This is a genomic window from Chryseobacterium viscerum (assembly GCF_025949665.1).
In the GTDB taxonomy this organism is placed as follows: domain Bacteria; phylum Bacteroidota; class Bacteroidia; order Flavobacteriales; family Weeksellaceae; genus Chryseobacterium; species Chryseobacterium viscerum_A.
In genome coordinates, this window is record NZ_JAPDFT010000002.1 from 384120 (window position 1) to 406028 (window position 21909).

19 protein-coding genes are annotated in these 21909 nt (G+C 36.7%); 7 read left to right on the top strand and 12 right to left on the bottom strand.

Annotated elements, in window-relative coordinates; all coding sequences use genetic code 11:
* Positions 1-374: 374 nt before the first annotated feature.
* On the top strand, positions 375-2570 hold the full coding sequence (locus OL225_RS15850; protein ID WP_047376247.1) for a glutamine synthetase III: 2196 nt from the start codon (positions 375-377) through the stop codon (positions 2568-2570).
* 339 nt (positions 2571-2909) lie between these two features.
* The gene (locus OL225_RS15855) at positions 2910-3620 is read left to right on the top strand and encodes a C40 family peptidase (RefSeq protein WP_047376246.1); all 711 of its coding nucleotides are present in this window, start codon (positions 2910-2912) and stop codon (positions 3618-3620) included.
* Between the two features lie 187 nt (positions 3621-3807).
* On the opposite strand, the gene OL225_RS15860 is transcribed toward OL225_RS15855, so the two are convergent.
* The 6 genes from OL225_RS15860 to OL225_RS15885 all read right to left on the bottom strand — a co-directional run bounded on the left by OL225_RS15860 (position 3808) and on the right by OL225_RS15885 (position 10190).
* Positions 3808-4389: a pentapeptide repeat-containing protein gene (locus OL225_RS15860; protein ID WP_047376244.1), complete on the bottom strand. Its 582-nt coding sequence runs from the start codon at positions 4387-4389 to the stop codon at positions 3808-3810.
* Between the two features lie 125 nt (positions 4390-4514).
* Positions 4515-5744 (bottom strand): rod shape-determining protein RodA, encoded by a 1230-nt coding sequence (gene rodA, locus OL225_RS15865; RefSeq protein ID WP_264518892.1) that lies wholly within the window; start codon positions 5742-5744, stop codon positions 4515-4517.
* Complete coding sequence (locus OL225_RS15870; RefSeq protein WP_047376241.1) at positions 5741-7786, bottom strand: peptidoglycan D,D-transpeptidase FtsI family protein; 2046 nt, start codon at positions 7784-7786, stop codon at positions 5741-5743. Before OL225_RS15870 ends, rodA begins: the two co-directional genes overlap by 4 nt.
* Positions 7783-8289: a hypothetical protein gene (locus OL225_RS15875; protein WP_002982456.1), complete on the bottom strand. Its 507-nt coding sequence runs from the start codon at positions 8287-8289 to the stop codon at positions 7783-7785. The genes OL225_RS15870 and OL225_RS15875 overlap by 4 nt, the downstream gene beginning before the upstream one ends.
* The gene (gene mreC, locus OL225_RS15880; RefSeq protein WP_047376236.1) at positions 8282-9136 is read right to left on the bottom strand and encodes a rod shape-determining protein MreC; all 855 of its coding nucleotides are present in this window, start codon (positions 9134-9136) and stop codon (positions 8282-8284) included. The genes OL225_RS15875 and mreC overlap by 8 nt, the downstream gene beginning before the upstream one ends.
* 28 nt (positions 9137-9164) lie before the next feature.
* Positions 9165-10190: a rod shape-determining protein gene (locus OL225_RS15885; protein WP_045491741.1), complete on the bottom strand. Its 1026-nt coding sequence runs from the start codon at positions 10188-10190 to the stop codon at positions 9165-9167.
* A 455-nt stretch (positions 10191-10645) separates the two neighbouring features.
* Between OL225_RS15885 and hemA the strand changes: the two genes are divergently transcribed.
* Genes hemA through hemE form a run of 4 tightly spaced genes read left to right on the top strand, consistent with a single transcriptional unit; the run spans position 10646 to position 14635 of the window.
* Positions 10646-11920: a glutamyl-tRNA reductase gene (gene hemA / locus OL225_RS15890; RefSeq protein WP_047376233.1), complete on the top strand. Its 1275-nt coding sequence runs from the start codon at positions 10646-10648 to the stop codon at positions 11918-11920.
* Positions 11907-12815 carry a hydroxymethylbilane synthase gene (gene hemC / locus OL225_RS15895; protein ID WP_047376231.1) on the top strand — a complete coding sequence of 303 codons (909 nt, stop codon included), beginning with the start codon at positions 11907-11909 and terminating at the stop codon, positions 12813-12815. The genes hemA and hemC overlap by 14 nt, the downstream gene beginning before the upstream one ends.
* Before the next feature lie 57 nt (positions 12816-12872).
* Positions 12873-13556, top strand: coding sequence for a uroporphyrinogen-III synthase (locus OL225_RS15900; protein ID WP_264518893.1), 684 nt, complete (start codon positions 12873-12875; stop codon positions 13554-13556).
* 47 nt (positions 13557-13603) lie between these two features.
* Positions 13604-14635, top strand: coding sequence for a uroporphyrinogen decarboxylase (gene hemE, locus OL225_RS15905; RefSeq protein WP_047376227.1), 1032 nt, complete (start codon positions 13604-13606; stop codon positions 14633-14635).
* Positions 14636-14718: 83 nt separating this feature from the next.
* On the opposite strand, the gene OL225_RS15910 is transcribed toward hemE, so the two are convergent.
* Positions 14719-15540, bottom strand: a complete 822-nt coding sequence (locus OL225_RS15910; protein WP_264518894.1) for a T9SS type A sorting domain-containing protein — start codon at positions 15538-15540, stop codon at positions 14719-14721.
* Between the two features lie 150 nt (positions 15541-15690).
* Here OL225_RS15910 and OL225_RS15915 point away from each other — a divergent pair, with 150 nt between their 5' ends.
* The gene (locus OL225_RS15915) at positions 15691-15816 is read left to right on the top strand and encodes a hypothetical protein (protein ID WP_047376214.1); all 126 of its coding nucleotides are present in this window, start codon (positions 15691-15693) and stop codon (positions 15814-15816) included.
* Between the two features lie 50 nt (positions 15817-15866).
* Here the strand turns inward: OL225_RS15915 and OL225_RS15920 are convergent, their stop codons facing one another.
* From OL225_RS15920 to OL225_RS15940, 5 genes are all read right to left on the bottom strand, one after another.
* Complete coding sequence (locus OL225_RS15920; protein ID WP_264518895.1) at positions 15867-17087, bottom strand: aminotransferase class V-fold PLP-dependent enzyme; 1221 nt, start codon at positions 17085-17087, stop codon at positions 15867-15869.
* A gap of 245 nt (positions 17088-17332) precedes the next feature.
* Complete coding sequence (locus OL225_RS15925; RefSeq protein WP_142717310.1) at positions 17333-17974, bottom strand: 50S ribosomal protein L25/general stress protein Ctc; 642 nt, start codon at positions 17972-17974, stop codon at positions 17333-17335.
* A 55-nt stretch (positions 17975-18029) separates the two neighbouring features.
* Complete coding sequence (locus tag OL225_RS15930; RefSeq protein WP_047376208.1) at positions 18030-18968, bottom strand: ribose-phosphate pyrophosphokinase; 939 nt, start codon at positions 18966-18968, stop codon at positions 18030-18032.
* Between the two features lie 85 nt (positions 18969-19053).
* The gene (locus OL225_RS15935; RefSeq protein ID WP_264518896.1) at positions 19054-20616 is read right to left on the bottom strand and encodes a G-D-S-L family lipolytic protein; all 1563 of its coding nucleotides are present in this window, start codon (positions 20614-20616) and stop codon (positions 19054-19056) included.
* Positions 20617-20628: 12 nt separating this feature from the next.
* Positions 20629-21867: an OmpP1/FadL family transporter gene (locus OL225_RS15940; RefSeq protein ID WP_047376204.1), complete on the bottom strand. Its 1239-nt coding sequence runs from the start codon at positions 21865-21867 to the stop codon at positions 20629-20631.
* Positions 21868-21909: the final 42 nt, after the last annotated feature.

Here is a 21909-nt window from a genome sequence, read left to right on the forward strand (position 1 = left end):
TTATTTTGTCTGATACTTATTGTAGTATTATTTTGAACCTGTACTGTATTCACTTTCCATTTCTCTTTCATCTTTTCACTTATTTCAGAAAAAAATCAAGAATTAGTTTAAAATAATTGTAATTTTAATGCTATACAATTCCATACACCATCGGATTGTATATTCTCTTTTTGCACGGCTAAAGTTAATATCTCTGGTTTTTCAAGCCTGCGAATGTTAACTTTTAACCACAAATCAGCAACACACCCCAACAAAAACACCCAAACAAGCGTTTAAATTATATAAATTTTCAAAATACCCCTAAAATTTTTAGGGTTAAAATATTTTCAATTCATTTTTTTTGTAAATTTGCCCTGTAAAAAATCAACCCAATTATGTCAACCTTAAGATTCAAAGCATTAGAAACCCTTCCATTTAAGGATTTCAGAAAAGACAACTCTGTTGAAATCCCTGCGAAATTATCAGAGCTATTCTGTAAAAATGTTTTCTCAGAAGAAACAATGAGAGAATATTTAACTAAAGAAGCATTCGGTTCTATTATGGATGCTATTAAAAAAGGAACTAAAATCCAGAGACACATTGCAGACCAGGTAGCTGTAGCAATGAAAGACTGGGCAATGAGCAAAGGTGTAACACACTACACTCACTGGTTTCAGCCTTTGACGGGTACTACTGCAGAAAAGCACGACTCATTCTTCACTCCAATTGAAGGAGGTAGAGCTATCGAGAGATTCAGTGGAAACATGCTTATTCAGCAGGAGCCTGATGCATCGTCTTTCCCGAACGGAGGTATCAGAAATACTTTTGAAGCAAGAGGATATACAGCTTGGGATCCTACATCTCCGGCATTCATTATGGGAACTACATTATGTATTCCTTCCATCTTCATCTCTTATACAGGAGAAACATTAGATTACAAAGCTCCTCTTTTAAGAGCTTTAAACGCTGTAGATGAAGCTGCAACTAATGTAATGCAGTATTTTGACAAAAACGTAACGAAGGTAACTCCTACTTTGGGTTGGGAGCAGGAATATTTCCTTGTAGATTCAGCATTATATCAATCTCGTCCGGATCTTGTATTAACAGGTAAAACATTACTTGGACATTCACCGGCAAAAGGACAGCAATTGGATGACCACTATTTTGGTTCTATTCCTACAAGAGTAATGAACTTCATGAAAGAGTTGGAAATCGAATGTATGAAATTGGGAATTCCTGCAACAACAAGACACAACGAGGTTGCACCAAATCAGTTCGAGCTTGCACCAATGTTTGAAGAAGTAAACGTTGCTGTAGACCACAACTCATTGTTGATGGATATTATGGCAAGAGTAGCTCACAAACACCACTTCCACATTCTTTTCCACGAAAAACCATTCGCTGGAGTAAACGGAAGCGGAAAACACAACAACTGGTCTTTAGCTACAGATACTGGAGAAAACCTTTTAAGCCCAGGAAAAAATCCAAAGAAAAACTTACAGTTCTTAACATTCTTTGTTAACACCATTAAGGCGGTTCACGAATATGCAGATCTTTTAAGAGCAAGTATTGCTTCTGCAAGCAATGACCACAGACTTGGCGCCAATGAAGCTCCACCGGCAATTATTTCCGTATTCATCGGAACTCAGCTGTTCAGCGTATTGGAAGAACTTGAAAAAGTAACGAACGGAAAATTATCTCCGGAAGAGAAAACAGAATTAAAATTAAATGTAGTTGGAAAAATTCCTGAAATTTTATTAGATAATACTGATAGAAACAGAACTTCCCCATTTGCATTTACAGGAAATAAATTTGAAATTAGAGCGGTAGGTTCTTCTGCAAACTGCGCAGAGTCTATGACTGTAATGAACACTATTGCAGCAAAACAGCTTAATGATTTCAAGAAAGAAGTTGATGCTTTAATTGAAACTGGTCTTAAGAAAGATGAAGCTATCTTTAATGTATTGAGAGAATACATCAAGCAATGTAAAAACATTATGTTTGAAGGAGACGGATATTCTGATGACTGGGCTAAAGAAGCTAAAAAAAGAGGATTGAACAACCTTAAAACAACTCCGGAAGCTTTAAAGCAGGAAATGGATAAAAAATTCTTAGACCTATATGAAGAGATGGGAATTTTCAACCATAGAGAAGTAGAGGCAAGAAATGAAATTAAATTAGAGAAGTACTCTACTGTTATTGATATTGAAGCAAGAGTGCTGGGTGATATCGCAAGAAACCACATCATTCCTTCTGCATTAAATTATCAGAACAGATTAATTGAAAACGTAAAAGGTCTTAAAGAAATCTTTGGTGACAAAGAATTCAAATCGCTAGCTAAAGAACAGATGAGTTTAATTACAAGCATTTCTGAAAATGTTTCTAAAATTAAACTTGGTGTTGAAGATCTTCTTAAAGCAAGAGAAGCAGCAAAAGGTATTTCAGACAGCCAAAAACAGGCAGAAAGCTATTGTAACAAAGTAAAACCATTATTCGATCCTATCAGAGAGGCTTCTGATGCATTGGAAATGATGGTAGACGATGAGCTTTGGCCAATGACAAAATACAGAGAAATGTTGTTTACAAAATAACGTCCTGTAAAGTTCCATATTAGTTTAAATTCCTCGGTTTTCCGGGGAATTTTTTTGTTTTATTAACAGTCTTGAAAATGAGAGTTTTAAATTACAAAACCTGATATATAGAAGAAAATCGATTTAGTTTGTTAAAGAATCTTAATAAAAAAAACCGCACACTTACCAAAAATAGGCCGTTGCGGTTTATTTTTCTTTAACATATGCAAATTATATGTTAAAATGTGTTAAAATAAGATCCTGACAATTATCATATCAGGGGTCTTTTATTCGGAATCTCTACTTTTGTATTGCTTTTGAAAATAAATATTCCTTTTTAACACGGATAATCAAATATATATGAAGAAAAGAGTTTTGTTTTATTTAGTTGCTTTAGTTACTACAGTTTCATTGCAATCGTGCGCTACAAATTATGTGGTTTCAAAACCAGCAACTTACACAAAAGAATACAAAACAGATGCCAAACTAGCTTCTATAGATAACAAAAGAATAGAGCAGGATAAGCAGAAACTTATCGACTCTTTCCTTGCTGAAAAAGCAGCATCTATCGCTAGTGCTAAAAAAGCAGTTAAGAATTCTGAGATTGCAAAAGCAATCAAACATAATAAAACCATTGATGGTATCCTTGAAGAAGCTGAAACGTACCTTGGGACTCCTTACAGATACGGAGGAACTACAAGAAACGGTATAGATTGTTCAGCTTTTGTTCTTTCTGTATTCGGAGCAGCAGCAGGCCTTAGCTTACCTAGAGTAGCAGCATCTCAGGCTCAGGAAGGGGAAAGAATTGAAAAAGGAGAACTACAGAAAGGAGATTTGATTTTCTTTTCTCACGGAAGAAGAATTTCTCACGTAGGTATTGTAGAAAGTGTTTCTGAAGAGGGTGAGATTAAGTTTATCCACGCAGCAACATCAAAAGGAGTAATGATTTCTTCACTGAATGATTCTTATTGGGGACCTAAGTTCAGATTCGCAAAGAGAGTAATCAACGAAGAAGGAGACGCTTACAATAACTTAGCAGCAACTACTCCCGCTACACCAGCAAATTTTTAATTTTATAAATAATTGATTTAAATAATGAAGCCATCAGAATTCTGATGGCTTTTTTATATGTTTGAAGTAAGGCTAAGTTTCGGCTAAAGTCAAAGGAATATGTATTAAAAATAAAATCGGCTACAACCCACTCCTACTGAATCAATATTTATATCTTTTATAAGCAATCGTTATACGGCCAAAGACATCAGCTATTCTTATCAATTTCAATATCCAGCTTATACAAGAGTCCATATATTTCAGAAAGCGAAAATTTGGCCTTTTTAAGCCTGTTTAAAGCCGGATCTATTGAATAGTTAACCGAAGTCCTGAAATCTGCCTTTTCAAGGTTTGCAGCATCGAAAACAGCGCCTGAAAAATCACAATTATTAAAGATAGCATTTGATGCATCGCATTCTGTGAAATCTGCTTCAATCAATCTGGAATTTTTGAAAACCGTTTTCTTAATGGATGTCTGGTAGAAAACTGAATTATTCAAAGCACATCCTTCAAATGCAAAAGATAATCCGAATGCATTACAATCAGTAAACTGAAGACCAAACATTTTACATTCTTTGAAAATCACATTATGAAAAGCCGTCCTCACAAGCTTTGCCATGCTGAGGTTACATTCTATCCATTCACAGTCTGTAAAGCTGAATCCCGAAAGGTTTGCATACTCAAAATTACAGTTCCGGAAAGTACAGTTTTCGTACTCTCCTTTTTCTAAAGAATGCTGTGTGAAATCTTTGTTCTCGAAATTTTCGTCGGAGAAATATGACTGTTTCATAAAAAATTGTGTTGATGAGTGTTATTTTTCTCTCACTGATTTTGCAGATTCCGCTGATTTATTTTGAAACGAATTCAAGCAGAAAAATTGTAACCCTCCACCAACCAGCTTCTAAATTCCGTATTCTACACCAAACTGTTTTTATCAGAATAATTAAGTTTAAAGAAAATAAAAGTCATCATAGAGAATGCCAGCAAAGAACTTCCTCCATAACTAAAATACGGAAGAGGAATCCCAACTGTAGGAAAAAGTCCCATAACCATCCCTAAATTGATTGAAAAGTGCATTAGCAGAATTGAGGCAAAACAATATCCGAAGACACGGTTAAAAGTAGATTTCTGCCTTTCTGCGAGATAATATATTCTTCCGATATAAATCATGTAACATAAGATAAGAATTGCACTTCCTAAAAAACCCCATTCTTCTCCTACTGTACAAAAGATATAATCCGTTTCCTGCTCGGGTACAAATTTTCCCTGGGTAACTGATCCTTCACGGTATCCTTTACCCCAAAGCCCACCGGATCCGATAGCTGTTTTGGAATATAACAAGTTGTATCCTGAAGTATCTCTAAATGCCTTTTCACCTTTATAAAGAACATCAATTCTTTCTCGCTGGTGTTTAGGAAGTTTTTCTAAAATAGTTGGAGATGCAAAAGCCAGTCCGCACAGTAAAAGAACAGATCCTGAAATCCCTGAAATAGAAATTACATCCCAGGACATTCTATGATAATTCATCGCTATCAGAATACCGGCAATTACCAGAACAGCCACTGCAACATAAACAGGAGGAACTGCTAATGAAATCAGAAATACTCCGGCAAAAAGGAATCCTATTCCAAACAAAAGACCACTCAGTCCTTCTCTGTATAAAGCAATGAAAAATGCAATAAATACAAGCATGGAACCTACATCCGGAATAGCAAGAACAACAACCGCCGGTACACCAATAATGGCTAAGGTAGTCCATAATGACTTCCGGTTTTTAAGGTTAAAATCAGGTCCGGAAACATAGTTGGCAAGCATCAGCGCAGTTCCTATCTTCGCAAATTCTACAGGCTGCATGGTAAAACTTCCAAATTTATACCAGTTTTTCTGTCCCAGAATTTCTTTTCCAAAAGGAAAAAGTCCTATAAGCAACAAGACTCCGCCAATGTAAATAATCCCGGCCATATTTTCAAAGAACTTACTTCTGCTGAAAAATATGATAAGTCCTACAAATAATGAAATACAGAAAAAGATCAATTGCTTTTCCCCTAGTTTCTGGTCAACACTGTAAATATTTGCAATGGCAAAAACACAAAGCAGGAAATACAGCCCAAGGCCTAATTTATCTATTCCTTCAGTCCATTTCATTGCTTGACAGTTTTTTTAGCCGTGTTATTCTTTTTAGTTTCCTCTTCTATTTTTTTCTGTAGTTTGGCTTTTTGCTGTTTTACCAGCTCCAGACTATCTTTTATTCTTTTTTGCTTAATTGAATCCGGTTTAGGATCAACGTATAACCCTTTACGTTTCAAATCTGCAATCCACTGCCTTTTATACTCTGGCATGAAACTCGAGGTGATCATTTTTTTATAAAGATTTTCTCTTTTCAAATCACCAGTAATATATTTTTCAGCAATTACCGTACAGGCCGGCCCAGCCCATGTTGCCCCGAATCCTGCATGCTCCATTACTGCTACTACAACAATTTTCGGCTTTTCAGCAGGAGCAATCAATACAAAGATAGAGTTATCCTTTCCTTGCGGAACCTGTGCTGTACCTGTTTTTGCTAATTGTGTAAAGTCATTGGATTTCAAACCTCTTGCCGTTCCTCTCAAAACTACAGCTTCCATCCCTTTTAAAACGGGCTCAAAATGTTTTGGATCAACCAGCGTTTGGTGTTTAACCTTAAATCTTGGATCCGGGTTTGCCTTTCCGTCAATTGCTTTTACGATATGAGGCGTATAATACCATCCTTTGTTAGCAATAGCTGCTACATAGTTGGCCAGCTGAATAGGAGTTACCAAAACATCTCCCTGCCCCATCCCATTATAGATAGCACCAGTTGACATTTCATCCCAGTTTTTAAAATCAGTTCGTTGAGAACCGCTTGCTTTCATGATAGCTTTAAACCTTTTTTCGTAAAAATCTCCTGAAGGTATTCTTCCTTTTGCTCCCACAGCAAAATCATTATTCAAAAATTCTCCCACTCCAAAGCTGCTCATGATCTTTTTCCATTCATCAACACCTTTTGAAGGATTTCCTGGATATTTCTTGATAATAGCAATAAATGCATAGGTAAAGAAACAGTTACTGGAAACCTGAATGGAAGGAATTAGCGGATCAGCTCCACCATGCCCCTTAATTCTTTTCCCTTTATAGAAAAAACCGCCACCACAAGGGAAAATAGTCTTTTCATCCATTACTCCCATTTGCATTGCCGCCAGAGCAGTCAATAATTTGAATGTTGACCCCGGAGGATATCCTGCCTGTAAAGAACGGTCAAAAGTGGGCTTATTTTCGTAAAGCGTATCTTTTGACAGGGCATATAAATTTTTTGATTTGTAGGGTCCGGTGAAAAGATTCGGATCAATATCCGGTCCGGTAGCCGCAACCAGTACTTCCCCATTATTAGGATCTAAAGCTACAATTGCACCATGTTTGTTTACAAGCATTTCTTCAGCTGTTCTCTGAAGATCATAATCAATAGTTAATGTAATATCTTTACCGGTAATCACATCTTTATCCAAAGACCCGTTTTTATAAGAACCGATATTTCGGAGCCTGATATCTTTTTGGATGTATTTCACTCCTTTTACTCCACGAAGTTCTTTCTCGTAGGATTTTTCAACCCCTGTTTTTCCGATAAAATCTCCTGGTAAATAGTATGCAGAGTCTTTTTTTATTTCACGTTCATTTACTTCGCTGGTATATCCCAGAAGGTTACCTGAAGTAGAAACTTCATATTGACGCTGAGGTCTTTGTACAATATTAAAGGCCGGGTATTTAAAAATAATTTCCTGAACTCTTGCTATGTCTTCTCTGCTCAGATCCTTCAGGAAAGTCATTGGAGTCAGTTTGGAATAATATTTTTCCTTTTTAATAACATCAATTCTTTTGATAAAATCTGCCTTGGAGATCTTCATCAGACTGCAAAAACCAAGAGTATCAAAATCCGGTCGCATTAAGGCCTGTGTAAAAGAAACTTCATAAGCAGGCTGGTTTCCCACCATAATTTTACCATTCCTGTCAAAAATGACTCCACGCTGTGGAATAACATATTCGGTTTTGATGGAGGTATTTGCAGCATTTAATGCATAACGGTCTGTAAACAACTGTAAATAGGCGAGTCTCGCCACAAAAATAAGGGCGATGACAACGAGGATGGAAAAAATTTTAAAATAACGTGTGTTCAAACTTTTTGTTTGATTTTAAATATTAATGCGTAAATGACTATAAATATAAATGAAATTACACTAGTCACCAACACATTAAACAATATTTCGAAAAATCTGCTAAACTTGAAGAATTCTATATACTGTACCAAAAGCTGGTGCAGAAAAATACTAGAAAATAAAAACAGTAAAAACTGTGCCCATTGAAGGGACTGAAAAGAGAAAAAGTCCGTAGACGTATCGGTAGAAGTTCTGAAAATCAGCGTTCTGAAATAAGCAATCAACGTTGTCGCAAATGCATTGATCCCCCACGAATACAGAAAACCGTCAATAGACAATCCTATTAAAAAGCTCAATGCCAGGAACTGAAATTTATTCCTGAAAAAAGGATAAAACATGACAAATACGGGATATAATACCGGAGTATATTTCCCGAAAAGCGTAATCCTGTTCAATACAAATATCTGTAATGCCACAAGAAAAATCATGATCAATATATCAGTAAATAAAGTCCTGCTAATCATTTTCTTTTTTTATTACAGCCTGCATAGTGTCCTGAATCTTCTGCACTTCTGCTTTCTTAAGATTCTTCACTACATACACTTTATTCAACGCTCCCATTTTTTCACTCAGCTCAACGGAGATGTCCCAGAAGCCGGTTTTATTATCTACAGAATATCCTGCAATAGTACCAATAGTTACTCCCTTAGGGAAGATTGCAGATTTACCGTCTGTAACAACAGTATCACCTACTTTTAACGCAACATACTTTGGAATATCTGCAAGGTGCATCACTCTGGAGTTATCACCATTCCACGTTAAAGTACCGAAATATCCTGAATTTTTGAGTGCTGCATTAATTCTGATCTTGTTGACACTTAAGACCGACTGAACTAATGCATAACTGTCTGTAGAATTAATTACAATTCCCGCAATACCTCTTGGCGCCATTACCCCCATCTGAGGAAAGACTCCATCTCTACGGCCGCGGTTGATTGTAAAATAGTTGTTCCTTCTGTTGATACTGTTGAAAACAATTTCTCCATCAACAAAAGTATAGATCTGCCCACCACCAATGGTATCATGAACTCTTTTGAAAACAGGATTCTTTGATCCGTCTTTTCCGTAGAGTTCAGTCATAAGGGCTTTATTCTGAACCACAAGATCTTCGTTGATCTGTTTTAGTTTCAGATAAGAAACTCCTTCATCAATATATCCTGAAACCCAGGAATTGAACGCAGCTGTCTGCCCCGCTATCCAGGATTTCTGCATGGCATTTCTGGAGAATATCAAAACCAGAGCAATAATTTGCAGAAATATAAAGAAGACGAAAAGAGTATTCTTCGAAAATAATCTCAGCAAAAATCCCATTCAGATATAAAGTCGTAAAAAGTTAAAATTATTTAATTAAGAAATTGAACTTATCCATATTCTTAAGGGCAATACCTGTTCCGCGAACTACAGCTCTCAACGGATCTTCCGCAACGAATACAGGAAGACCTGTCTTTTTGTGGATCCTGTCCGCAAGACCTCTTAATAACGCTCCTCCTCCGGCAAGATAAATACCTGTTTTGTAAATATCAGCTGCAAGTTCCGGTGGTGTAAGAGAAAGAGTTTCCATTACAGCATCCTCGATTCTGATGATCGATTTGTCTAATGCTCTTGCAATCTCTTTGTATCCAACCATAATTTCTTTAGGTTTACCTGTAATAAGGTCTCTTCCCTGTACCGGGATATCCTCGATGTCTACATCAAGATCTTCTACTGCAGAACCTACTTCAATTTTGATTCTTTCAGCAGTTCTTTCTCCGATATAAAGGTTATGGTGAGTTCTTAAGTAATAAGCAATATCATTAGTAAATACATCTCCTGCAATTTTCACAGATTTATCGCATACGATACCTCCTAAAGCCACTACAGCAATTTCTGTAGTACCTCCACCTATATCGATGATCATATTTCCTTCAGGCTTCTGTACGTCTATCCCTACCCCAATTGCTGCTGCCATTGGTTCATAGATCAATCTTACTTCTTTTGCATTTACTTTTTGAGCAGAGTCTCTTACAGCTCTTTTTTCAACTTCAGTGATACCAGAAGGGATACAGATTACAATTCGTAATGCCGGTTGAATGAATTTACCTTTGATTCCGGGAATTTTTTTGATAAATTCCTTGATCATGTGTTCAGAAGCATGGAAGTCAGCAATAACACCATCTTTCAAAGGACGGATAGTCTTGATATCCTCGTGAGTTTTACCTTGCATATGCTTAGCCTGTTCCCCTACAGCAATGGGTTTACCCGTAGAACGTTCAATTGCAACAATTGACGGTTGATCTATAACAATTTTATTATTATGGATAATAAGGGTATTAGCCGTTCCCAGGTCTATCGCAATTTCTTGCGTAAACATATCAAATAAACTCATATTTTTCTTCTGATTTTAAGATTACAAAGATATAAATTTAAGACTACTAAAGAAATTTCCCATCAACTTAATTTGGTTAAAATTTTATTAAAATTTATAATTCTTTATTAACTTTGAGTTTAGATATTTACAGACTTTGAGTTAAACTAAAATTAATGGGTTGTTAAAAGGGTGAAAAAGCGAAATCACGGAAGGATGAAAAAGCAGAGACAGAAGAGACAAACGGGCTTTTAAGCAGCCCAGCCTTACATTTAAAAATTTTTATTTACTTCTTAAAAAATCAATTAATAAAAATAATTAATAGTAAAACTTAAGAAACTCCCCCTAGTAGAAGTAAATTCACTTTTTATCACTCTGCCCCTTCATCTTTAACTACCTTATAGTTTTTTACGATAATTATCATATACACTATCTGAGAGTGATTAATTAAAAAAAGCGTAAATTTGCGACTGCTTATGTTACAGTATTCCAACATTCATCGAACGTCAAATTTTGCCGTGCTTTCTATAAGTTACGAGAAAGCCGACGTAGAAACGAGAGGAAAGTTTGCATTCTTTGATGAAAACATCAAAAACTTTGTTTCCAGAGTCCACCAGGAAGATCTTGGAGATGCATTTGTGGTTTCCACCTGTAACAGGACCGAAATTTATACTACTTCTCCCAATTACCTTTTAGTTGCTGAAGAATATTGCAAAACCATTGGAGTACATCTTACGGATTTTCTTCAGTTTGCCAATATTCTCACCAAGGAAGAAGCTCTGATCCATCTTTTCAGAGTTGCAGCGGGACTTGAAAGTCAGATTATCGGAGATTTTGAAATTATCGGACAGATCAAAAAAGCATACAGCCGTTTCAAAAAAGAGAGACAAAATTCTAATCCTTATCTTGAAAGAGCTATCAATGCAGCTATTCAAATCTCGAAAAGAATAAAAAACGAAACCGGCATCTCCAATGGTGCAGCTTCTGTTTCCTATGCAGCGGTTCATTATATTTTAAACAGCCAGAAAAGAATTGCCGAAAAGAACATTCTTCTTTTGGGAGTAGGTGAGATTGGACAGAACACTGTTGAAAATCTTGTAAAGCACGTCTTTCAGCCGAAAATTAAAATTGCCAACAGAACTCAGGAGAAAGCTGAAAAGATTTCCCAGAAATATAATATTCCTCATGTTGATTATTCTGATTTTGACAAGGAATTAAAAAACACCGATATTCTTATTGTGGCAACAGGAGCCAAACATCCTATTGTCAACCAGTCTCATTTCCCGAACGGAAAAGAAACACTGGTCATTGATCTTTCTATTCCGCATAACGTCGAAAAGAATGTTACCGAAAATGAGAACGTAACATTGATTGATGTAGATGAGCTTTCAAAACAGATCCAGGAAACGATTCAACAGCGTGAAAGAGAAATCCCGAAAGCTGAAAAAATCATCAAGGAACTGATGAAAGACTTTATTGAATGGGAGAAAAAGAGAAAGCTTGCACCGAATATCCACCATTTCAAAGCCGTTTTAAAGAACATGGAACGCAATGAAATGCATAATTTTTATAAAAAAAATAAATACATAAACATCACGGACATGGAACTTTCTGATAAAATGATCCAGAAAATCACCAACCGTTTTGCAAAATATATCATCGATAACCCTTTAAAAGCCGAAGAAATTAGTAAATTAATGCACGAAATATTAGTTGAACAACCAAACAACGAATTCAATGAAAAGCATTAGAATCGGAACGAGAAATTCCGCACTTGCACTTTGGCAGGCAAGAGAGGTTGCAAGGCACCTTCAAAACAACAATTATTTAACGGAGATTGTTCCTATCGTTTCTTCTGGCGATAAGAATCTCAATCAACCTTTATATTCTTTAGGAATCACCGGGGTTTTCACAAGAGACCTTGATATTGCCTTATTGAATGACGAAATTGATATTGCTGTACATTCTTTAAAAGACGTTCCTACTCAATTGCCTCAAAACATTGAGATGATCGCTTATCTTGAAAGAGATTACCCGCAGGACATCCTGATCAGAAAAGAATCTGCAAGGAATAAAGAATTCCATGAGCTTAAACTGGCTACCAGCAGCTTAAGAAGAAGAGCTTTCTGGCTGAGAAATTATCCGACTACTGATTTTTCGGATATCCGTGGAAATATTCAAACCAGACTTCAAAAACTGGAAGACGGAAATTTTGATGCGACCATTCTATCTTTGGCCGGAATCAAAAGAATGAAAATGGAAATCGATTACGAAATGCTTCCATTAATGATTTCTGCTCCATCACAAGGAGTAATTTCCGTAGCAGGACATACTGACAAACCTGAAATCAACGAGATTGTACGTCAGATCAACCACAATCCAACCCAAATCTGTGTAGAAATTGAAAGAAATTTCTTAAGTACTTTGGAAGGAGGCTGCACTGCCCCTATCGGAGCTTTTGCAGAAATCATCGGGGATCAGATCCGCTTCAAGGCAGCACTTTGTTCTTTGGATGGAAAAAACTGCATTGCTGTGGATGAAAACTTTGTATATACTCCGACAGAAAATTTTGGAGAAAAGTTTGCAAAAGTTGTTCTTGAAAACGGAGGAAAAGAATTAATGGCAGAAATCAAAAGCCAGATCTGATATTTCAGATTATAAATTCTTTCTGCTCATCTTTTTCATCTTCTTAATTTTACAGACATGAAAATCTTATTTACCAAAAATATAGACCAGACGATTATATCCAAAGAATTAGGAGAGGATATTTTGGCCGACTGTGTTGAGGTAATTAAGACCAAACCTATTATGATCAGTCCTTTTGATCTGAAAAATTACTCATTGATTTTTACAAGTGCAAATGGAGTCATTTCATTTTTTAAAAACAGATTTAAACCTAATGAGGATTTTACAGCCAGGAATTATAATAAGATCTATTGTGTTGGTGAAAAAACGAAGAGAGAATTAAGAAAACACGGCTTCGGAACATTTAAGGTTTTGAAAAATGCTGATACTCTTTCCCAATTCATTATCGGAAAATGCCAGCATGAGCAATTTCTTCATTTCTGCGGCAACCTTGCCATCAACGTTCTGGATAAGGAACTTCCCTTACAAAATATTAAGTACAAAAAAGTTACGATATATAACACTGAGGAAACTCATCCTTTAATAAATGAAAAATATCATGCTGCAGTATTTTTTAGTCCGAGCGGAGTTCGTAGTTTTGCAAGGCGAAATTCTCTGGAAGGCATGAAGATATTTTCAATTGGCGAAACTACTTCCGGTGAGTTGAGAAATTATACGCAGGAAGAAATTTTTACTTCTGAAGAAAATACACTGACTTCGATTTTTGAACTGATAAGAAGAGAAATCAGAAGTAGAAATTAGAATATTTGTTACCAAAATATTGACGGTAATATTAGTTTAAATAGATTATGATAAAAAACGACCTATATTTAAAAGCACTTCGCGGAGAAACCGTTGAAAGACCTCCTGTCTGGATGATGAGGCAGGCTGGAAGATATCTGCCGGAATTCATTGCCTTGAGAGATCAGTATGATTTCTTTACAAGATGTCAGACCCCTGAACTTGCGGCTGAGATTACTCTACAGCCTATCCGCAGATTTCCTCTAGATGCAGCGATTCTGTTTTCTGATATCCTGGTAGTTCCACAGGCAATGGGGATTGACTTCAAAATGAAAGAATCTGTTGGACCATGGTTAGATACTCCTATCAGAACAATGGAACAGGTTCAAAATATTGAAACTCCGGACGTGAATGATACTTTAGGCTACGTTTTTGATGCTATTGAACTTACTCTTCAGAAACTGGACAATGACATTCCATTGATCGGTTTTGCAGGTTCTCCATGGACTATCCTTTGTTATTGTGTGGAAGGAAAAGGAAGTAAGGCGTTTGATATTGCAAAATCTTTCTGTTTCCAACAGCCTGAAGCTGCTCATTTATTACTGCAAAAAATTACAGATACTACGATTGCTTATTTAAAGAGAAAAGTAGAAAAAGGAGTTTCTGCAGTACAGGTTTTTGATTCATGGGGAGGAATGCTTTCTCCTACAGATTATCAGGAATTCTCATGGCAGTATATCAACCAGATTGTTGAGGCACTAAGTCCGCTTACTCATGTGGTGGTATTTGGAAAAGGATGCTGGTTTGCATTGGAAGATATGACTATGTCTAAAGCTTCTGCTCTTGGTGTAGACTGGACTATTAAGCCGGAGTTTGCAAGAACACTGACAAACCATACAATGACTCTACAGGGGAACTTTGATCCTGCAAGACTTCACTCAACGCCTGAAACGATTAAGAAGATGGTGAATGAAATGATCAACCGTTTCGGAAAAGACAGATATATCGCCAACTTAGGCCACGGAATTCTACCAAACGTTCCTGTTGAAAACGCTGAGGCATTCATCAGAGCAGTCGTTGACTGGAAACCGAATTTATAAGATTATTTCTTTTGAAAATATACAAAACCTTATAGGATATTCTATAAGGTTTTTTTATGGCTAAGTTTACTATTTGATTCTAACTATTTCTTGATAATCTTCTTCTTCAGAACTTCTTTTTTATTATTTGTGATCATGATAATATAAGTCCCTTTAGGTATATCTGATAAATCATATGCATCGGATTCCTTATCAAAGATTTTAACAAGTTTCCCTGATATATCAACAACGCTGACTTTTTCAAGCTTACTTTGAGAGCCCAGTTTAATATGAATATTGTCTCTTACCGGGTTTGGGTATACATTTATATGATCAGCATGTAAAGCCTCTGAGGTTGCCAAAACCCCACCTGTTATCGTCACATTGTCTACGATAACACCGAAAGAATAATCTCCGACGTCATCATAAACAAACCTGAGCTTAAAAGCAGCGTTGGCATATGGCGCCAAATCTATATTGGATGCTGTCGCATACGCGATTAATACGTATGACAGGGTATTTAAATCAATATTCCAAACTCCGGCTTCGCCTGAAAAGGTAAAAACCTGAATCCAGGAAGTGCCATTGAAAACTTCAACTTTTAAAGTAGAATCCAGATTATAAATCATATTGGCATAATTAAACGAAAGTTTTGGGCTCGCAACCCCCGTAAGATTAACCACAGGAGAAACCAGCCTGGCATTCGTATTAATTCCGGTTGGTCCTGCATTATCATCATCAAAAAAAGCCGCCCCATCAGGAAAGCCCGCAAAACCGTTCTGTGTACCCACACCCCAGTTATAAGACGTATCCGGATTTTCTACCGTCCATCCGGTTGGCAAAATATTACCGTTGAAGTTTTCAGAAAAAACTTGTGCATGACATATTCCATAAATGGATAAAAATAGAATAAATAGTTTTTTCATAATAAAATATTTGTTGTTTGTATAAAATTAACGAATTATATTTCACAAAATATAATTATACATAAAATCAATACATTACATAAATTTTAAAAAGAATCAGAATTTCTATCTATAATTTATATCTTTATATTTAACCAAAAATCATTTCATATGAAAAAACTAAACAAAGAAAAAATGAAAAGCATTATGGCAGGAGGAGAAATCTGCCTTGAGTGCGCTATTGGATATTATCAGGTTATTATTGACGGCCGGTGTTATTGCATTCCATGGGAATAATAAAAAAAGCAGCTCAACAGCTGCTTTTAGTTTATATGATAAAGAATTAATTAGCTCAACATCCGTTGTGCTTTCTTCACTCCTTCTACCAGAATATCAATTTCCTCAAAAGTATTGTAAACGGCAAAGCTTGCTCTTACTGTTCCTGCAATATTAAAGAAGTTCATGATTGGTTGTGTACAGTGATGTCCTGTTCTTACAGCAATTCCCATTTTGTCAAGGATCATTCCTACGTCAGAAGCAATCCCCACTCCTTCCAGATTAAAGGAAACAACGCCGGTTCTGTTTGCTTTTTCACCATAAATTTTAATCCCTTCTATTTCCAAAAGCTGTCTTTGAGCATACTCCAGCAACGCATTTTCATGATTCTGAATATTGGCATGACCTACTTTATTCATGAAATCAACAGCTGCCCCTAAAGCAATATTTCCACCTACATTGGGTGTTCCTGCTTCATATTTAAATGGAAGACCTGCATAAGTAGTTCCTTCGAAAGAACATGTTGCAATCATCTCCCCTCCTCCATGGAATGGTGGCAAAGCTTCCAGTATTTCACGTTTCCCATATAAAATGCCTGTTCCCATCGGAGCATACATTTTATGACCTGAGAATACAAAGAAATCACAATCCAGTTTCTGAACATCAATATTGAAATGCGGAGCAGACTGAGCACCGTCTATTACAATGTAAGCATCAGTATTCTTTCTTGTTTTGGCTATAATCTCTTCAATAGGATTCACAATTCCTAACGCATTAGAAACCTGGTTTACAGAAACAACCTTTGTTTTTTCACTTAAAAACTGATCAAAATGGTCCATCTGAAGAATTCCGTTTTCATCAATTGGAATCACTCGAAGTTTTGCTCCTGTTCTTTCGCAAAGCATCTGCCACGGAACAATATTAGAATGATGCTCCAGATATGAAATGATGATCTCATCATCTTTCTGCAGTTTCTGTGTTAAAATATAAGCGATAAGGTTCAACCCTTCTGTGGTTCCTTTTGTAAAAATCACTTCAAAATCGTGCTCAGCATTAATGAATTTCTGAATCTTTCTTCTTGAAAGCTCCATTTCTTCCGTTGCCAGCTGGCTTAGGGTATGAATTCCTCTGTGAACGTTGGCATTAAGTTCTGTATAATATGCGTGACAGACTTCCAAAACCGAATTTGGCTTTTGAGATGTAGCTGCATTATCCAGGTAAACCAATGGTTTACCATTCACTTCTCTGTCCAATATAGAAAACTGGCTTCTTATTTCCTGAATGTCAAACATTTATTTATTTTTTAAATTAAGACGTTCTTATTTAGAACACTTCAAATTTACGGCTTTTTTTCCGAAAGGAAGCATGAGGCTGAGAGCTGATAGTTGTCAGTTGATAGAAATATTCAATGGTATATAGTGGAAAAGCCAATAAATGATGAAATAAAGATCATTTATAAATCCTCTTATTTTTCTGACATCCTACAAAAAAACCCGTCAAAAAATGACGGGTCTTATATTGTTTAAATAAGCAATTCTTATTCTGCTGCAGTTTCTTCTGCTGGAGCTGCTCCTTCTTCAGTTGCAACTTCTTCTTCATCTTCATCATCCATTGCTGCTGCACCTCCTTTCATTGCATTTCTAGACATCTTAACAGCAACTACTACTGCATTGTCCGGGTGCATGAAAGAATATCCTTCTGTTTTGATACCTCCGATGTAAAGTTTGTTACCAATTCTTAATGGAGTAACATCTACAACGATCTCGTCTGGCAAGTTAGCAGGAATAGCTTTTACTTTTAGCTTTCTGAAAGACTGACGTAAAACACCACCAGCTACAACACCTTTTGAACGTCCAGTAATTCTTACAGGAACCTCCATAACTACTGGCTTATCGTCAGATAGCTGATAGAAGTCAATGTGAAGAATTTTGTCAGTGATTGGGTGAAACTGAATGTCCTGAAGAACAGCTGGAATTGTTTTTCCGTCAACCTCAATAGATACCGTGTGTGCTTCAGGAGTGTATACTAATCCTTTAAAAGCTTTCTCTTCAGCAGAGAAGTTTAAAGGTGCTTCACCTCCATAAACAACACAAGGAACTAATTCAGCATCACGTAAAGCTTTTGTAGACTTTTTGCCCACGTTTTCTCTTTTTGTACCTTGAATTGTAATAGATTTCATTTATAATAAATTTAAAAAATTATTCTTATTTGATTTGCAACTTATTTAAAATCAATTAAATAACAAACTTACTGCTAATTGATTTATGCTCATGAACCATGGTCATAACATCTGCAAATAACGGGGCGCAAGATAGCACTTTTATTTTAGATGACAAATTATTTTTAACAGGAATTGAGTCAGTTACAATAACTTCCAACAATTTTGAGTTCTCAATATTCTCGTAAGCCTTTCCTGAAAGTACTCCGTGAGTTGCCATAGCTCTTACTGTTTTCGCTCCTTTTTCAATCAGGATATCTGCAGCTTTGCAAAGCGTCCCTGCAGTATCAATCATATCATCAATAAGGATAACGTTTTTACCTGTAACATCACCGATAAGGAACATTTCTTCTACAACATTCGCTTTTTTTCTTTCCTTATAAGCAATTACTACTTCAGCACCTAAGTGACCTGCATAGTTTTTAGCTCTTTTCGCACCTCCCATATCCGGAGAAGCAATAGTAAGACTATCAAGATTTAAAGATCTGATATAATCTACGAAAATACTGGAAGCATATAAATGATCTACCGGAATTTCGAAGAATCCTTGAATCTGATCCGCGTGAAGATCCATTGTCATTACTCTTGTTGCTCCTGCTGCTGTAAGAAGGTTTGCAACTAATTTAGCACCGATCGGCGCTCTTGGTTTGTCTTTTCTGTCCTGTCTGGCAAGTCCGAAGTAAGGAATTACAACGGTAATGCTCTTTGCAGAAGCTCTTTTTGCTGCATCAATCATTAGAAGAAGTTCCAAAAGATTGTCTGCAGGAGGGAATGTAGATCCAATCAGGAAAACTCTTCCTCCTCTTACAGACTCATCCAAAACAGGCTCAAATTCCCCGTCGCTGAACTCCTGAAAGTTGATTTTTCCTAATTCTTTCCCATAATTCTGGGCAATTTTCTCTGCCAAGTCCCTGCTGGTTCTTGTACAAAATAGATAACTTAACTGATCGGCCATTTTTACTTTTTAAAAGATTTTGCAAATTTAAAAAAAAACCACAAGATTTACTCCTGTGGTTTCTAAGTTTTTATTTTATCAATTATTAAGGGAATTTAACTCCTGAATATTTGTTCGGATCTACCTGTGGAAGTGTAGACTTGTATTTTGCATTAATAGACTTAATAAATTCATTAGCAACAACACCATATCCGCGTCCTGTCAGGTGAACTCCATCCAGAGAGAAAGCACCTCCTCTTACAAATTGCGCAGTATATTTTACTCCGTCAAATATGATTCCTGACTGTGAATTCAGCTCAAGCATCTTAGCGTTTGCATCGACAAAGGCAAGGCCATAAGAATCAGCAAGCCCTTTTATAGAAGCATTATATGCCGTTGTTGCGGTTTTCACATAGCCGGCTTCTGTTTTTGTTAACACATGTTGGTTTTGTAACGGATAAGAAATTCCATAAATATTTACCGGAGCAGGAACACCTGCAGCAGTGCTTCCAATCACAGAACTTGTAGTAAGCAAAATATAATCATCTGCCGTTGCCTGTCTTGCCTGACCAAAGATTTGTCCAAAAGCAGTAGCCATAGGCAATCCTAAAGAAGGAGTAAGTGCTGCTGTAAGCTGAGCGGATAAATCTGTTAAAGCTACATCTTTAATTAAAACCGGGTTTGGTCCAGTTGCAGAAAGTAAATTAATTCTATCTCCAGCTCCAAAAGCGGTAAGCGCCTGCTTCAAAGGACCGTATAGACTTGTATTAAGAGTGGTTAAATTCGAGCCTAAAAGTTCAGGTGTCAAAGGATTGTAAGGTACCGTAGTAAAGAAAGGCACTGAAGTAACAGATGGAATATTGGCAATAACACCTTTTGTTGTTCCTACACTTTTAAGACCATCTAAAACTGCCTTAATAGACCCAGCCAAAAGTGCAGGATCGGAGATATCATTTGATTTATAAGTTGCAGGATTTGTATTTCCTGTCTGAACTGTAGCAATTGAATATGTTGTAACTCCTCCTACAGTCTGAGAATTTGTTCCTCCGTTGGTAGCATATGACAATACATCATTATTTCCTATCCAAAGAGAGAAGAACGTAGCTTTCTGAGTCATAGCATCTGCCAGCACACTTGTTGTAGCAGAGGAAGCAAACCTTACAAAATAAGGATTGGCAGTACCGGTTGCAAGACCTGCTTGACTACCGTATCCAGGAGCTACTAAATGGAATGACTTTGCACCAGGTACCCCCATATTATTATAAGTACCACCACCGGATAATACATCCAGTGCTGCTGCTGCCCCACTTGGCACAGGAGTCAAAGATCCGTTAACAACCTGAAGAGTTAATTTTCCAGGGAAACCAGGCAGATTATTGAAACCACCCACATCATTAGGCATTAATGGCTGTTTAAAGTCTCCGCCGCCTGCAAGTTTCATCTGTGCGGCAATCATGCTTGGATAAGATTCATTTTGACCGCTGCTGTACAGCGCCCCATCACGATATCCTGAAGTAAGGGAGTTTCCTAACGATATATATTTTGAAAAGTCTGCGTCTCCTTTTGTTACCGGGATATCTTTCACATCCGTATCGAAATCCGTATTACAGCTTGTTACTGTAAAAAGAAGTGCAGAAACTGCAATTGTCGATATTATAATTTTTTTCATAGTCTTCTAAAATTAAAATGGATTATAAGAGAAACCTAGACCAAAGTAGAAAGCTGTTGCTTTTGACTGTCCGTTAAGCCCTATATTAACATTGTTTACCTTTCTGTACTGAGGCATTGCATATCCTCCGGCAACATCAATTCCGAATTGTTTCAGCTTGAAGCCCACCCCACCTGTCACTACATAAGTATCATATGAAGGGGTTTCCGGGATAAAGTTATCCGTAGTATAAGGTGCTTCATCATAATAAGCTCCCAAACGTCCATAGATCATATTAGTGAACGCATACTGAGTTCCCAATCTGAAAGTTTTGGAGTTTTTGAAGTTCTTAGGATTGGTAAGAATAGTAGCATCCGACGGATTGTTTCCAATAGGAGCATTGTCGAAATCTAAAGTAAGCTTGCTATATCTTTCCCATCCGTGGTAGTTAAAGTCTGCAGAAACCTGCCATTTCGGTGTCACTTTATAGGTTAAACCAATTGTATACTCTTCAACCAATGGAAGAACTGCTGAGAAACCATCTTGCCCTGCTGCATTCAGTTTCAGCTGTGTATAAACAGATTGTGATGGAAACTGGAATGTAGCCGTTCCTTTTTTAGCTTTCATATCTATTGCTGAACGGTAGGCAATACTCACGTCTAATTTCGGATCAGGTCTGAAATAGAAACCGAATCCATATCCGTGTCCGGTTGCATTGTCATCATTAATATTAACTTTCCCGTCGAATTGCGTCACCGCTTTGTCCCAATCTACTTTCCCTCTTGCGTAGATATAGCTAGCACCAAAAGACACCCAAGGAGCCAGTTTTACAGAGACCATTGGCTGGAAATAGAAACTTTTCAATTCCATTTTCTGAACCAATTCTTTACCCTCCCAGTTTTCAGGCCATTTTATTGTACTTCCAAAAGGTGTTGTAACACTAAGACCTACGGTAAGTTTCTCTATTGGTCTATAAGTAATCGCCGCATAGAAAGGAGTCCCTATTGGGTTATCTGTTTCTGCACTTTGTAAAGTATTGAAGTTTTGAAAAGTAACTTTATTACTTGCACCAAACCCTCCTGCCACTACACTCAGTTTGGAAGGGATAAATGACATACCCGCAGGGTTAAAGAATGTCACACTCGCATCTTCGGCATGAGCACTAGTATGCGCCATTGCCAATTGTTTTACCCCTTGCAGGGAAACTCTGAAGCCTCCTGCGTAAGATAGAACTCCCGCCAATAAAGCAGTTGATACTAATATTTTTTTCATAGACTATTATTATATAAGCCAAATATAAAATTATTTTGAATA

What these genes read in the sequence shown, in the direction of transcription:
- OL225_RS15850 (WP_047376247.1), top strand. Translation starts at nt 375, where the DNA reads ATGTCAACCTTAAGATTCAAAGCATTAGAAACCCTTCCATTTAAGGAT.
- OL225_RS15855 (WP_047376246.1), top strand. Translation starts at nt 2,910, where the DNA reads ATGAAGAAAAGAGTTTTGTTTTATTTAGTTGCTTTAGTTACTACAGTT.
- OL225_RS15860 (WP_047376244.1), bottom strand. Translation starts at nt 4,389, where the DNA reads ATGAAACAGTCATATTTCTCCGACGAAAATTTCGAGAACAAAGATTTC.
- rodA (WP_264518892.1), bottom strand. Translation starts at nt 5,744, where the DNA reads ATGAAATGGACTGAAGGAATAGATAAATTAGGCCTTGGGCTGTATTTC.
- OL225_RS15875 (WP_002982456.1), bottom strand. Translation starts at nt 8,289, where the DNA reads ATGATTAGCAGGACTTTATTTACTGATATATTGATCATGATTTTTCTT.
- mreC (WP_047376236.1), bottom strand. Translation starts at nt 9,136, where the DNA reads ATGGGATTTTTGCTGAGATTATTTTCGAAGAATACTCTTTTCGTCTTC.
- OL225_RS15885 (WP_045491741.1), bottom strand. Translation starts at nt 10,190, where the DNA reads ATGAGTTTATTTGATATGTTTACGCAAGAAATTGCGATAGACCTGGGA.
- hemA (WP_047376233.1), top strand. Translation starts at nt 10,646, where the DNA reads ATGTTACAGTATTCCAACATTCATCGAACGTCAAATTTTGCCGTGCTT.
- hemC (WP_047376231.1), top strand. Translation starts at nt 11,907, where the DNA reads ATGAAAAGCATTAGAATCGGAACGAGAAATTCCGCACTTGCACTTTGG.
- OL225_RS15900 (WP_264518893.1), top strand. Translation starts at nt 12,873, where the DNA reads ATGAAAATCTTATTTACCAAAAATATAGACCAGACGATTATATCCAAA.
- hemE (WP_047376227.1), top strand. Translation starts at nt 13,604, where the DNA reads ATGATAAAAAACGACCTATATTTAAAAGCACTTCGCGGAGAAACCGTT.
- OL225_RS15910 (WP_264518894.1), bottom strand. Translation starts at nt 15,540, where the DNA reads ATGAAAAAACTATTTATTCTATTTTTATCCATTTATGGAATATGTCAT.
- OL225_RS15915 (WP_047376214.1), top strand. Translation starts at nt 15,691, where the DNA reads ATGAAAAAACTAAACAAAGAAAAAATGAAAAGCATTATGGCAGGAGGA.
- OL225_RS15920 (WP_264518895.1), bottom strand. Translation starts at nt 17,087, where the DNA reads ATGTTTGACATTCAGGAAATAAGAAGCCAGTTTTCTATATTGGACAGA.
- OL225_RS15925 (WP_142717310.1), bottom strand. Translation starts at nt 17,974, where the DNA reads ATGAAATCTATTACAATTCAAGGTACAAAAAGAGAAAACGTGGGCAAA.
- OL225_RS15930 (WP_047376208.1), bottom strand. Translation starts at nt 18,968, where the DNA reads ATGGCCGATCAGTTAAGTTATCTATTTTGTACAAGAACCAGCAGGGAC.
- OL225_RS15935 (WP_264518896.1), bottom strand. Translation starts at nt 20,616, where the DNA reads ATGAAAAAAATTATAATATCGACAATTGCAGTTTCTGCACTTCTTTTT.
- OL225_RS15940 (WP_047376204.1), bottom strand. Translation starts at nt 21,867, where the DNA reads ATGAAAAAAATATTAGTATCAACTGCTTTATTGGCGGGAGTTCTATCT.